General features: G+C 48.9%; 13 protein-coding genes and 1 pseudogene. 10 read left to right on the top strand and 4 right to left on the bottom strand.

The genetic code is table 11. The features are described from left to right. The first annotated feature begins 56 nt into the window (after positions 1-56). Positions 57-975 (top strand): annotated as a pseudogene (locus DSM2777_RS10670) (hypothetical protein). Between the two features lie 531 nt (positions 976-1,506). On the opposite strand, the gene DSM2777_RS10665 reads toward DSM2777_RS10670, so the two are convergent. The 4 genes from DSM2777_RS10665 to DSM2777_RS10650 all read right to left on the bottom strand — a co-directional run bounded on the left by DSM2777_RS10665 (position 1,507) and on the right by DSM2777_RS10650 (position 5,119). Continuing rightward, positions 1,507-1,905: a helix-turn-helix domain-containing protein gene (locus DSM2777_RS10665; RefSeq protein WP_061553926.1), complete on the bottom strand. Its 399-nt coding sequence runs from the start codon at positions 1,903-1,905 to the stop codon at positions 1,507-1,509. 112 nt (positions 1,906-2,017) lie between these two features. Then, entirely contained in the window at positions 2,018-2,881 is an 864-nt protein-coding gene (locus DSM2777_RS10660; protein WP_061553925.1) for an efflux RND transporter periplasmic adaptor subunit, read from the bottom strand. Further along, positions 2,878-3,093: a DUF1656 domain-containing protein gene (locus tag DSM2777_RS10655; RefSeq protein ID WP_061553924.1), complete on the bottom strand. Its 216-nt coding sequence runs from the start codon at positions 3,091-3,093 to the stop codon at positions 2,878-2,880. Before DSM2777_RS10655 ends, DSM2777_RS10660 begins: the two co-directional genes overlap by 4 nt. Further along, on the bottom strand, positions 3,083-5,119 hold the full coding sequence (locus DSM2777_RS10650; protein ID WP_061553923.1) for an FUSC family protein: 2,037 nt from the start codon (positions 5,117-5,119) through the stop codon (positions 3,083-3,085). The genes DSM2777_RS10655 and DSM2777_RS10650 overlap by 11 nt, the downstream gene beginning before the upstream one ends. Positions 5,120-5,195: 76 nt before the next feature. Between DSM2777_RS10650 and DSM2777_RS10645 the strand changes: the two genes are divergently transcribed. From DSM2777_RS10645 to DSM2777_RS10605, 9 genes are all read left to right on the top strand, one after another. Then, positions 5,196-6,002: an AraC family transcriptional regulator gene (locus tag DSM2777_RS10645; RefSeq protein WP_048211281.1), complete on the top strand. Its 807-nt coding sequence runs from the start codon at positions 5,196-5,198 to the stop codon at positions 6,000-6,002. Positions 6,003-6,601: 599 nt separating this feature from the next. After that, complete coding sequence (locus DSM2777_RS10640; RefSeq protein WP_032936812.1) at positions 6,602-6,787, top strand: AlpA family transcriptional regulator; 186 nt, start codon at positions 6,602-6,604, stop codon at positions 6,785-6,787. Positions 6,788-6,848: 61 nt separating this feature from the next. Beyond that, positions 6,849-7,436: a DUF2857 domain-containing protein gene (locus tag DSM2777_RS10635; RefSeq protein ID WP_061553922.1), complete on the top strand. Its 588-nt coding sequence runs from the start codon at positions 6,849-6,851 to the stop codon at positions 7,434-7,436. Further along, positions 7,426-7,635, top strand: a complete 210-nt coding sequence (locus DSM2777_RS10630) for a TraR/DksA family transcriptional regulator (protein ID WP_061553921.1) — start codon at positions 7,426-7,428, stop codon at positions 7,633-7,635. Before DSM2777_RS10635 ends, DSM2777_RS10630 begins: the two co-directional genes overlap by 11 nt. Positions 7,636-8,029: 394 nt before the next feature. After that, a complete protein-coding gene (locus tag DSM2777_RS10625; protein WP_061553920.1) occupies positions 8,030-8,251 on the top strand; it encodes a hypothetical protein in 222 nt (73 codons plus the stop codon). Between the two features lie 72 nt (positions 8,252-8,323). Then, on the top strand, positions 8,324-8,962 hold the full coding sequence (locus DSM2777_RS10620) for a lytic transglycosylase domain-containing protein (RefSeq protein WP_061553919.1): 639 nt from the start codon (positions 8,324-8,326) through the stop codon (positions 8,960-8,962). Further along, positions 8,959-9,237, top strand: a complete 279-nt coding sequence (locus tag DSM2777_RS10615) for a TrbC/VirB2 family protein (RefSeq protein ID WP_049156896.1) — start codon at positions 8,959-8,961, stop codon at positions 9,235-9,237. Before DSM2777_RS10620 ends, DSM2777_RS10615 begins: the two co-directional genes overlap by 4 nt. Before the next feature lie 11 nt (positions 9,238-9,248). Continuing rightward, positions 9,249-11,996 (top strand): VirB4 family type IV secretion/conjugal transfer ATPase, encoded by a 2,748-nt coding sequence (locus tag DSM2777_RS10610; protein ID WP_061553918.1) that lies wholly within the window; start codon positions 9,249-9,251, stop codon positions 11,994-11,996. 22 nt (positions 11,997-12,018) lie between these two features. Further along, on the top strand, positions 12,019-12,747 hold the full coding sequence (locus DSM2777_RS10605) for a TrbJ/VirB5 family protein (RefSeq protein WP_061553917.1): 729 nt from the start codon (positions 12,019-12,021) through the stop codon (positions 12,745-12,747). Positions 12,748-12,750: the final 3 nt, after the last annotated feature.

The following is a 12,750-nucleotide window of genomic DNA, read 5'->3' as shown; positions in this document are numbered from 1 at the left end:
TTCACTGGAAAATTCATGGTGTTTTTTTTAAAAAATAGAAATAGAGGCAAACCACTATGTCAAAAAAACAAACACTATCAAATACAAACTATAGTTCGCCTGACTGGCTGACTATCCGTGAAGCAGTCGAAGTGATAAATAAAAAAGGACTGAAAATTAAAAAAAAGTGACATTTACAGGCATGCATTACATGGCAGCATTCATCTCTCTATTTACTTCCAGTCGCCAATTACATTACGAAAAATACAGATGTCGGGCTACAAAGTAAGGTTCAGACCATCTGATATGTCATCAATAAATCGTTTATGCCTTCTTGACAAAAAAGCGTTTATTGAAGGACATAATTTTATTGTTAGCACTACTGGCAAATATATCATTCCCACAGAGAGAGTTATTGACACTCTATTGATTGGATATGAATATGTTCTAGTACAAAAATTACTTGCCCAATCTCTTAAAATACCATTACCTGTAACAGGAGCTATTGATTTTAATCATGGCATAACAGTTAGCTTACAAGGAGAACCATTTCAACTATTCGATAAAATGACATGGGAAGAAAGAATAATACAAAAAATTATGCAACTCCCTAAAAACATCTCACCAGATGTACATGAAGAGATATTCTCAAAGAAGATAAATAACTACCTGAGGAAAGAGTATTTCCCGGCTCATATTTTACCTCGGGATGCCTGGTTTGTTATTCGACATGCTGAACTTGATAAAGTCATTGACATCATAACCAATAGCAGAGTGCCCCCATTATCTGCAACGCGAATATCAACACCACTATCTCGTTTTTTCTGGCTGGCCTGTAAAAACAATGAAGTCATCCGTCCATTAATTAGTAAACCGTACAAACTACTATCTATTTTCGAACAATGGGCATCTGACGAAGGCATTACCGACAGACTCAGTGGTGATACGTTAAAAACTGCACTCGTACGCGGTTCCCCCACATCAATGTCGGATTGACGCAAGTGAATTTTACCAAACCCAAATGTCCGTATTAAGGGCTCTAAAATCAGTAATACGGACATAATTAGTTTTTTTGACTCTTTTTTCCTTGTCACCTCAAGGGATATTATATTTCTGCATTACGGGTATAAATACATATCATCAATTACCAAGCATTAGAAATGTAAAAATAAAACAGTACTTAAATGCTCACAACCCCACACATACATAAAAGCCACTCCTTATTCAAGGAGGATTTAGCCGACCTGCATAGGTTCGATCGAATCCAAAATGCGCAAAATAGATTAACCTTAATTTATCCAGCCATTAAATACACACATGGGTTCGTAATTATATTCCAATTAATGCATCCAAAATTTACTCACCAATACATTACACATGCAAAAAAACGAAAACATACATTGCACAGAAAGACTTAGATTCATTTACAATGAAATAAATGAGTGATTTCATTTCGTTCAACAAATCTATAACTGAGGTACTAAGGCCATGATTATTAGATGAACCCGTCCATAACCCAGATAATTACTAAAGATTTAAAAACTCATCCTTATGATACGAGTAATTACCTTGCTCCCTAGAAGACTTACTTTTAATACTTACGGCATTTTTTCTACACCGGTGCGGTGGGACATTATACCTTTTCCGAAATGCCCTGGTTAATGATTGCTGAGAGTCAAAGCCAAATCGCATCGCGATGTTTATCAAAGGTTCATTTGTTGTGATAACAGCCTCTAAAATAAGACATAATTTTTTCTCTCTGATAAAACCTCCCAGGCTCTGCCCTGTTTCAGAAAAAAACAGTCTCTGCAAATGCCATTTTGAATATCCGGACCTGATAGCCACATCATCAATTTTTAGTGGCATCTCTATATTTTTGTTTATCCAGATAATTAAGTCATTTACAAAATCTTTTCTGTTTTTCATAACCGAAACCTTAGAATTACTCTACCAGAAATAAATTTTCATCAGGCATATAGATCAAGAGCTGACAATCCCTAAGTTCTGCATAAATCCTCAATAGAAACCATACTTTTTATTATGGTGTGATGGATATACTCGCAGACAATCCAGCCACCAATTCAACTCCCTCCGGCAATCTGTCAATATGAATCCGAACCGGGATACGCTGCGCGAGCCGCACCCAGCTAAAGGTTGGCTCGACATTAGGCAGGCCAAGCCCCCCGGTCTCGTCATTGTTATCATCTATTCCGCGTCCGATACTCTCAACATGACCCGTGATCACTGGCTTAAATCCCATCAGCGTAATGTGTGCAGTATTTCCCGTGCGGATATGTTGCAACTTAGTCTCTTCAAAATAGCCAACCACCCAAAAACTATTGGCATCAATGATGGAAACTTTAGTTTCTCCCGCTGTGGCATAGTCACCAGGGCGAAGCCGCAAATGTGTGACATAGCCCGTAACCGGAGACCGAACAATAGCATGCGATAAGTTAAGCTCTGCAAGGTCCAGCGCAGCCAGTGCACCGTGGTAATTAGCCGCAGCGACGCTGGCTGCGCTGGCTGTTTGTTGTAAATCCTCGCTGGAAATCACCCCTTTAATCTGAGAGCGTCGCCTCGCCGCATCCTGGCGCATCAGCATTTCATGACGTTTCGCCTCAACATCTGCCTGTGCGCTGTCCACTGCCAACCTCAACCAGTGCGGGTCGATGGAATAGAGCACATCGCCCCGATTAACCCACTGATTATCGCGGACGGACACATTCAGCAACGGTCCGGAGACATTCGGCGCAATCTGTACCACATCCGCACGAACCCGACCATCGCGGGTCCAGGGGGTTTGCGCATAATGTTTCCAGAGAATAAAAGCCAAAAGCGTAGCCACCGCCACAGCGCTGAACGTCAGCACGTAGCGGCCCAGTAGAGAAAGTAACGATTTCATTTAAAAAATCCCAGTTCGGTCAGCCCCTGCAACAGCAGGTAAAAAGCAATAATGAAGACGGAAAAATCGATCATCGGTCTAAAGGGCAAGCGGCGGTAACCCTTGCTGAAAGAGAAAAGATGTACGAGAAATAGTGTACAGGTCAGTGCAACGAGGGCAATTACCAGCAGACCGGGTACAAAAACGCCCTCAATATTGAAATCATTGATCATTAGCAGGCTCCATTTTCTGAACGCTTAATGCGCAGTAAAGATCAACCAGTTGATCAACATAATGCCGCGATAGTTCATCTGTTACGCTCAAGCTGCGCTCAGTCAGACTGGCGATCCGTTGAAGTAAGGTGTCAATATCTGTCGAGTGTGTAAGAAGAGTGAGCACTTCTTTTATTTCTTTGTTCGCATGCGCATCACATCGGCGTAATCGCATAACACACAGCCCTATACGCATGGCGTACAACAAATGATGTGCCCGTTCCGGTGACTGTCCACTGCGCTGCAATCGCGGCAGTATCAACGCTGCCCGATCGATCATAAGGTTGGTCCAGAGGGTTTCGTCTGTATTCAGCTTACCTTCCACGCTGCGGTTAATATCTCGCTGGCATAATTGAAGCAGCCGTTTTATCGCCGAATCAGCCTGCACAGTTTGCAGTAGGCTCATGCCGAGCACTGCAAAACCAGTAGCAGAAAATAGTGCGATAGAGGTATTCACCGCCACGGCAAAATCCCCGCTGTAGTGGGCACCCAGCTCGCACAAAATAGGCAGCGTCAGTGTGATCCCCATAGCCATAAACGTGGTAGGCGGTCTGGCCTGGAGCGATCCGGCCAGCAGATATACCGGAGCTAAAACCGTTACCAGCACGATAAAATCACTGACTTGTGGTAGTAGAACGAAGCTGTAGATCAGGCTTATCACAACGCCCCAGAAGGAGCCGATAATGTACTTAACAATATGCGGGGCAGGCGTATCGAAGCTGCCAAACAATGTGCAACAAACGCCAAGGATAGAAACCGCCGTACCACCATCAGGCCATGCCGAGAAAATCCACACCAGACAGCCGCTCATAATGATGGCGAAAGCGCCCAGTGCGGTGCGGGCAGCAGTAAGAGGATCGCGGTGGAATACATATCCTTTCACGGTATTCTTTTCCGAGTGCGCAGGCGTCTGTTTCGCGTGATGAATGGCATCCGAAAGACGATAGCACTGCTGCACAAGGACAATGGCCTCTAACAGGTAGCGCATAAAACTTACACGCAGCGCTTCTTCAAACGTCAGCTCATACACTGAATAGCGCTGTAGTAATTTTTCACTCCTTTTTTTGAGCGCTTCACCCTCGCTTTTGAATTTTCCTTCATCTTTGCAGGCCAGCCAGACCTCAACATCACCCAGCAGAATTTGCACATCTACAGGTATCGTCGCTATCAGAGCTAAACGGTCGCGTAACTCACAGTTAACAATGACTAATCGCGCAAGCCTGTCATGAAGCCTTTTTCTCGCTTGCCGGACCGGTACAGAGTACGCAAAATCATAAGGGATATGATGGCTGATACCCTGCAGGAACTGTAATGCCAGTGCCATATGCAGCGGCCCGGAAACAGCGTCGGGTTTGCCTGCTAAAGTATCTGCGACACGCTGTCGCGCCGAGAGCAGCGTCTGCGACAATTTACTGTTGAACTGGCCCGTTATGCGCGCGGGCAATACATAGCGATGAATAAGTGCCGCGCAGAAGATACCGATCATGATTTCCTGTACCCGAACAATAGCGATGTTAAAAATCGCACCAGGATCGGATACCGCAGGGAAGCCAATCAGACTCGCAGTGTAACCAGCCAGGACAAAACCATAGGCGCGGGGCGTGCGTTCCAGCAAGGATAAATAGAGGCAGAAGGTGATCCACCCCGTCAGTATCACACTGAAAAATAAAGGCATATTCACAAAAGCAGGTACAATTAATACCATTATGCCCGCTCCGACTACCGTTCCCACCAGACGATACAGACTTCTGCTCAGCGACGCTCCGACGGAGGTTTGGGAAACAATATACACGGTGATAATTGCCCAGGAAGGCCGCTCCAGGCCAATTGACAGTGCAATGTAGTATGCGAGCATCGCTGCGGCAAAACTCTTCGCGGAATAGAGCAGAGCGTTCGCATCATTCAGTAGTGAAGGAGAAGCCATACCGCGAAGACGTTGGCATATCGTGTGTAAAAAATGAAAGTAACTCGCGTTAATTTTTTTCATGCCGGAAATTATTACCGGCTTGCATATCCACTTAAATACTCTATTCTGTCAAAAAATACCTAAATGTTGCCAATCTATGTTACCCCCACTCGCCAATACGCTATTTGATCCGGATGCCACCCCCTGCCCCGCAGTCGCGCGTCATTTGGATTTTGTCGATTACGCAGCCGAAGTGCCTGTGCATACGCACCGCAAAGGGCAATTGATTATTGCCCTCTATGGGGCGGTCATTTGTCGCGCCGAAAATGATATCTGGATCGTGCCGCCTGATTGTGCCGTCTGGATCCCTGGGGGAGTGCCGCACAGCGCCAAAGCTACCTGGAATGCGCATCTCAACTATCTTTTTATCGAGCCTGGAGCTGTCGCGCTGCCGGAGCGATGCTGTACTCTGGCAATTTCCAGTCTGATTAAAGAACTTGTTGCCCGTTTAACCCGCGAGGGCGTCGAATATCCACCGGAAAGCCATCCCGCCAGACTGACCAGAGTAACACTCGATGAATTAGCCACCATGCCTCAGCAGAAACTGAGCCTCCCTGTGTCGTCGCATCCTAAAATCCGCGCCATGGCCGATGCTCTGGTCAGTCAACCTGATGACCGAAGCACATTCAAAGCATGGGCAAAAAGACTGGCGCTTAGCGAGCGTTCTCTCGCGCGTTTAATGCTGCGCGAAACCGGGTTGACGTTCGGACGCTGGCGTCAGCAACTGCAACTGATAATTGCTCTCCGGGAACTGGCTAGCGGCGTTTCGGTTCAGAATGTTGCAGCTAATCTGGGGTATGAATCGGTTAATGCGTTTATCACCATGTTCAAAAAAACCATGGGCAGTACACCCGCACACTATTTTGCCGAACGGAAAACAAGCGCACACTTAACCGATATTTAGCGACATCAGGTTTTCCAAGAAACCAGAGGTGAGTCATAGAGCTGCCATATCCGTCTCCCTGTGCGGGGGATCACACTACAGAATCTTTATCGCATGGAACCTCCAGCCAGGACTATATTGCCTCAGCCGCCTTAACGATAACAAGAATCAAAGGACGGTATTATATCTGTTGGATCGGTCTATACATGATCGGGAAGCACAATCAATTCAGCATTGTGTTAAGGAAGTAGTTGAGCATATATGTTTCGACCACACAGAATACTTCTATGGCGATGCTTCATAGCGCATTACCGCCAGAGTGGTAACGCCCCCCTGACTGAAATTCACAATGAATGTATTTAACCGCATCTTTTTATTGTCCTCATTATCACGCTAAGCCATGACACCATTGCAGCAGCGAAACGCTGAAAACTACACAGCAGCACAACTATCCTTCTCCACATCCTTATACAACTAATAACGTATTATTTATTCACTAAAAAACCGTACTAAGGATCTTCCCATCAGTAATAAGGTGCTATCGGCTTTTCCTAAGCTTACTGCTGTGTTCTTTTATTTTCTCTGGACATGCACCAGTCATTCCACAATAGGAGAATACAATGACATCACATCAGTTATTACGTTTAAAACAGGTCGAAGAAAAAACCGGTTTGAAACGCTCTCAAATTTACTTGTATATGAAAAATGGTTCGTTCCCACGTTCAATAAAAATTGGCCCGGCCAGTGTGGCCTGGCTCGAATCGGAAATTGATGAATGGATCAACCTTAAGTTAGCCGGACGTTAGATCAGTTAAAAATGTCCGTTTATTTGCTCAACTTTTCCATATAGATTGAGGAGATAACAGAATGATTCCATTAATTAATTATACCATCTTAACTGATGCATTGCACGCTCTGAAAGAAGGCAATATTCGTCACTGTGAATCCCTCGGATTTACTTTCGACGAAATGAATGCTCTTAATCAGTTATCACTCGATGAGCTGTTTACGGTCAGCCGGGCGGCAGCTCCCTTTGTTTCGGTCAGTGTCCGCCATGATGTTCTGCATCATTTACTGGCGCAGGCCCGCCAGGAATACCACCATCAACAGGAGATTAACCGTGCTATCCGCCTGGGTGGCTCTATCTCGTTGCTCAACTACTATTTTGGCCTGACATCAAATGAAGTCTGCCTTCGCCGACGGTTGCTGGGTGTAAGCGTGCCGTATGGCCGAACGCCTGAACCGGATGAAGAGACGGATGCGGCTATCTGGCTGCAATGGCAGAAGTGCCGGGTGGAAAACCTTGAATCCCCCAACGCGCTGATAGCCATGATGCAGGTAACTGAAGTCCTACTACCAAGATTCCAGGGGCTGTCACTCACCATGGTATGGAGGCGTATCACGCTTTGTCAAAAGGGAGTTGCCGCTGACAGGAGGACGTCACATGCCGGATGAGATCGACCGCGATCAGGAATTTAATGAACAGCGACTGGATGAGATGATTGAACAGAGTCGTTTCAAACCAGGGCCAGCGCCATCATTATTCCACTGTCGTTTATGTGGTAAACCCATTCCAGAAAAGCGACGGCAAGCACTGCCGGGTGTAACCACCTGTACGGAATGTCAGGAAAAACTTGAACGCCTCAACCGCTGACAGGGTAACAAAGACGTGTGGAGATATTATATCCCTGCACGTCTTTATTATTCCCGGTGAATATTAATACAGCTCTGGCGTGTTTTTCCTTCCCCATTTTTCTCGCTGCATCTTAAATGCTCCGTTTATTTTTCTCTCTTCTTTTTGTTTTGAGTTTCTCATTCATATCCCGCGCCAGATATCCGAATCTGAAAGCGCCATTACCGCATTGTTGCCCTGATGGACGTTAATTCGCCCGGGCCGGGTATTGCTCTTTAACAGAATGGTTCGGGCTGTCACGTAACCAGAATTCAGGGTGCCGCTGAATGTTCTCGCTGACCCGTTAAAACCGGAATGCAGAACCGGGATGTGATTGGTTTATTTCATTTACTGTTTTTTGAACAAAGGAAATTCCATGAGAAAACCCGTTTATCACGTATTTGTCACCCAGGAAAGTCAGCCCGATGCACAGGGTGAAAAAAACACGTACTGGACAAAGGTTGGCGTGGCCTTCGCGCATAACGGCAAGCCCGGTCTGAATATCGTGCTGATACCCGGTATTGCGGTTTCCGGCAGGCTGGTGCTGCTCGAACCGAGAGAAGAAAGTGACATTTCACAGGATGCCGCTGCCGCTTAATCCATTTTCTCTTCTTCTCCACCGGCGGCGTACTTTTCTATAAGCCGCCTGTCTCTCTGTTACGAGGCCAGCATGCTTTCCACCACTGCCTTTCTGGCACTGGCGGTGCAGTGCGCCGCCAGTATTCCCTCGTCCACATCGCTTGATGTCGCACGGGTCGAATCTGGTTTTCATCCTTACGCCATTGCTGAAATCCTGCCAGACAGCCGGGGCGTGATTTCACATTTCCCCACGAGCCTGCCGGAGGCGATCCGCCTCACCAGACAGCTGGCGACACAGGAGCGACGCTATTCGGTCGGCCTGATGCAAATCACCAGCACCAATTTCCGCCATTACGGCGTCACGGCCAGCGACCTGCTTAACCCTTGCATCAATCTGTCGGTATTTGAGCGCATTCTCGCCGACTGTTACCGGCGCGGTGGCACCCTGAAACGCGCACTCAGTTGTTACTACTCCGGCAACTTTGAAACCGGCCAGCGACCGGAATCCGCCTTTAACCAGACCAGCTACGTGCAGCGCATCGGCTATGCCGTGCCGTCCACGCGGGAAGACCGGCAGAGCGTCCCTGACCGGAACGAGCCGACGCCGGTTCATTATCCCGCCATTGTGCTGCGCGGCGAGCCTGCCGCTGCACCAGTTCTGACTGGTCTGCACTATCCCGACGCCGTCATTCGCGGCGCGGTTCCCGTTATCCCTGATGAGGAGAAATGATCATGCGTAAACGCCGTTACTCCGCTGTTGCTTCCGTCCTGCTGTCTGCCCCGGCGCTGGCGGCCGACAGTGGTTTTAACAAGGCCAGTGAGACACTGAGCAATACTTCGACCGGCCTGCTGGGACTGGCCGCCGTCACCATCACGCTGGCGACCATGTGGGTGGGCTACAAGGTGCTGTTCGACGGCAAAAGCCTGCACGACATGCGTAACGTCATCATCGGCGCGATCCTGATTGTCGGCGCATCCGGCTTCGGTGCCTACTGGGCGTCATAAGAGAGGCAACGATGGCTACGCTGAATAAAGCACTTACGCGGCCTGCCGCCATTATGGGTATTCCTCTGGTGCCGTTCGTTCTCGTCAGCGGGGCCATCGTCCTGCTGGCGGTCTATGTCAGCTATTACCTGGCGCTTCTGCTGATCCCGGCCTGGGCGGAAATGAAAAATAAAACCCGAAAGGACATTCATTATTTCAGTCTGCTCTGGCTGGCGTTTAAAACCCGTGGACGAATTTTCACCAATATCCATTTTGGCGCGAATGCCCTTCTGGCGAATCAGTACGATAATATTGATGTCTCGGAGTTTATTCAGAAAATGAAATTAAACGAGCGTATTACGCTGGATAAATATATTCCGTATTCCTCCCATATGCACCCTTACGTCATCAGAAACCGTCACCGTGATTTTGTTGCCACCTGGGAGCTGGGCGGTACCGTCTTTGAATGTGAAGACGAACATCACCTGACCCTGATGGCTACGCACCTGAATAACGTTATTCGTTCGTATGAGGGTCTGCCGGTAACATTCTATATTCACCGGCTCCGTGAAAAATACCATGATGCTTTTGAAGCCTGTTCGGGTATTCCCTTTTCCGATGAGGTAACACGTCGGTATTACGAGTCGGTAAAAGAAAAACCGTTCTGGCGGCACCGGCTGTTTTTCACCGTCTGCTACGCGCCGTTCTCTCAGATTGAGAAGAAAACCATGAAAGCGCAGTCGCACGGTAAACACCAGGCAGCACTGGATGACGCACTCAAAATCATGCTGGAATACCGTGAAGCACTGGAATCCTCATTATCCCGTTATACGGCAACGCCGCTGGGGATATATGAAGAAAACGGGCGGGTGTATTCCTCGCAACTGGCGTTCTTCCACCGCCTGATCACCGGACAGTGGCAGAAAGTGGCCGTAACGCGCTCGCCGTTTTATGAAACATTAAGCACGCCGGACGTGTTTTTCACCACCGACACCGGTGAATGCCAGACGGTCAGCGGTTCCCGCTTCTTCCGCAGCATGGAGATTAAGGATTATTCCCCGGAAACCCATACCGGTATGCTGGACGCACTGTTGTACGCCGAAAGCGAGTATGTTCTGACGCAGTCCTTTACCTGTATGGCACGGGATGAGGCGCAGAATCATATCCGGCTGGCGGAAAAACGGCTTAACTCCACGGACGACGACGCGACTTCCCAGCGCGAAGAGCTGATTGTCCTGCGCGACCTGCTCCAGTCCGGACATGTGTCGTGCGGTAAATTCCACTTTTCCCTGCTGATCTCCTCAGACAGTGCCGGACAGGTGGTGAAGGACACCAACGTTCTGGCCCAGCCCTTCGCCGATCTGGGTATTATGACGACGCTCTCCACCCTGTCACTGCCCGCCGCATATCTGGCACAACTGCCGGGCGTCTATACGCTGCGTCCCCGACGGGTGGCCGTCAGCAGCCAGAATTTTGCCGATATGGCCTGCCTGCATAACTTCCATCCTCACAAACGCAGCGGTAATCCGTGGGGGGAAGCCATCGCCCTCCTTACATCTCCCGGCGGTGGCGGATATTACCTCAACCTGCATGACAGCCAGGCCGGGCGGGATGACACCGGAGAGAAAACGCCGGGGAATACGGCGATTATCGGGAAAACCGGCTCCGGTAAAACCCTGCTGATGACCGTCATGCAGCAACTGATGCAGAAGTACCGTAACCCGGCGACGTTTGCGCCTTCTGCCACCCTCAAACGGCTGACCACGGTGTATTTCGATAAGGACCGGGCGGCGGAGATGGCGATCCGCCAGGCGGGCGGGCGTTATTTCCGTATCCGTACCGGCGAGCCCACCGGCTTCAACCCGTTTGCGCTGGAGCCAACCCGCCGGAACATCAGTTTTATCAAACGGCTTGTACGGATGCTGTGCCGCCGCAACGGTAAGCCGCTCGATCCGCGCGATGAGGAGCGGATCAGTGCCGCCATTGACACCATCATGCTGGACTATCCGCCGGAGTACCGCCGGTTCGGGATCACCCGGCTACTGGAAGTGCTGCCGGAGCCGCCGACCACAGACGCCCGCACCAACGGGCTGCGTATTCGCCTGAAACAGTGGGCGCAGGGGGGCGAGTTCGGCTGGGTGTTTGATAACGAGGCCGATACATTCACCATCAGCGATGTCGATAACTTTGGTATCGACGGCACCGAATTTCTGGATGATGACGATATTCGCGGCCCCATCACCTTTTACCTGCTGTACCGTGTGACCAGTCTTCTGGACGGTCGCCGCCTGGTGATGTTTATGGATGAGTTCTGGCGCTGGCTGGCCGATGTCGAATTTTCCCGCTTCTCGCTCAATATGCTGAAAGTCATCCGCAAGCTGAACGGTATCTTCGTTCCGGCAACACAGTCACCGGATGAAATCGTCAAACACCCCATCGCCCCGGCGATTATTGAGCAGTGCGGTACCCAGATTTTCCTCGCTAATCCGAAAGCCAGCCATGCGGATTACGTAGAGAAAATGAAAGTGCCGGACAGCGTTTATGACACGGTCAGGAACCTGGATCCGGGCGAGCATTATATGGTCATCCTGAAAACCCCGTTGCGGGCCGGGGAAACCCGCCCGTTTGTGGCGATGGCGAAAATGGATCTGTCCGGGCTGGGTAAATTCACCCGGCTTCTCAGCGGCAGTGAGGACAACCTGAAAATATTCGATGCCATTTATCAGGACGGTATGCGACCTGATGAATGGAAAGATACGTTTCTTGACCGGGCAATCTGAAAGCCAACCGGAGGTAATATCAATGCGTTACCGGGATCACCTTCTGGCATTATCGTTATTTTTCTCAGCACAGGCGTTCAGCGCCGGAATACCGGTTTTCGACGCCGTGCAGAATACCGAATCCATTAACCAGTGGATGCAGAAACTACAGCAATGGGAAGCTACGGTTACCCATTATAAAAGTGAACTTGATGCATATAAGAAACAACTGGCTACCGCAACCGGCGTACGGGATATTCAGGGTTTTCTCAGTGATGCCCGAAGCCTGAAAACCGATATTGATAATCTCCGTAAGAGCGGTATTTCACTGGATGATCTGCTGACCACGCAGAACAGTTCATATTCTTCTGAACTGCAAAACCTTTACAGTAAATACAAATCGTTCAGCGTATGCAGCCCGGAACAGGAAGGAATAAAATCTCAGTCTCTGGCCGACAGTTGCAAACAGATGATCCTCAATCAGGCAATGGCGATTGAGAATACCACTGACATTGAAAACAGGATCAACAGCACACTCAGCGATATATCAGACTTATCTGACCGTATATCGAATGCGCAGGACTCGAAAGAGTCTCAGGATCTGGCTAACGCCATCGCGGCGAAAAGCGTACAGTTAAATGCGCTGACGAATCAGTGGGAGATGTCTGTCAGACAGGCTGAACAGCGAACGACATTGCTGGAACAGCAAAGACAGAAAGCCTTTGAACAGCAGCAGCTGACGGCACCTGTTGCTGACCTTAATAATTTATAAGGA

Origin of the sequence: Obesumbacterium proteus (genome assembly GCF_001586165.1) — a bacterium.
Classification (GTDB): domain Bacteria; phylum Pseudomonadota; class Gammaproteobacteria; order Enterobacterales; family Enterobacteriaceae; genus Hafnia; species Hafnia protea.
The sequence above is the reverse complement of the archived record's forward strand: the minus strand, read 5'-3'. Positions and strand labels throughout refer to the sequence as shown.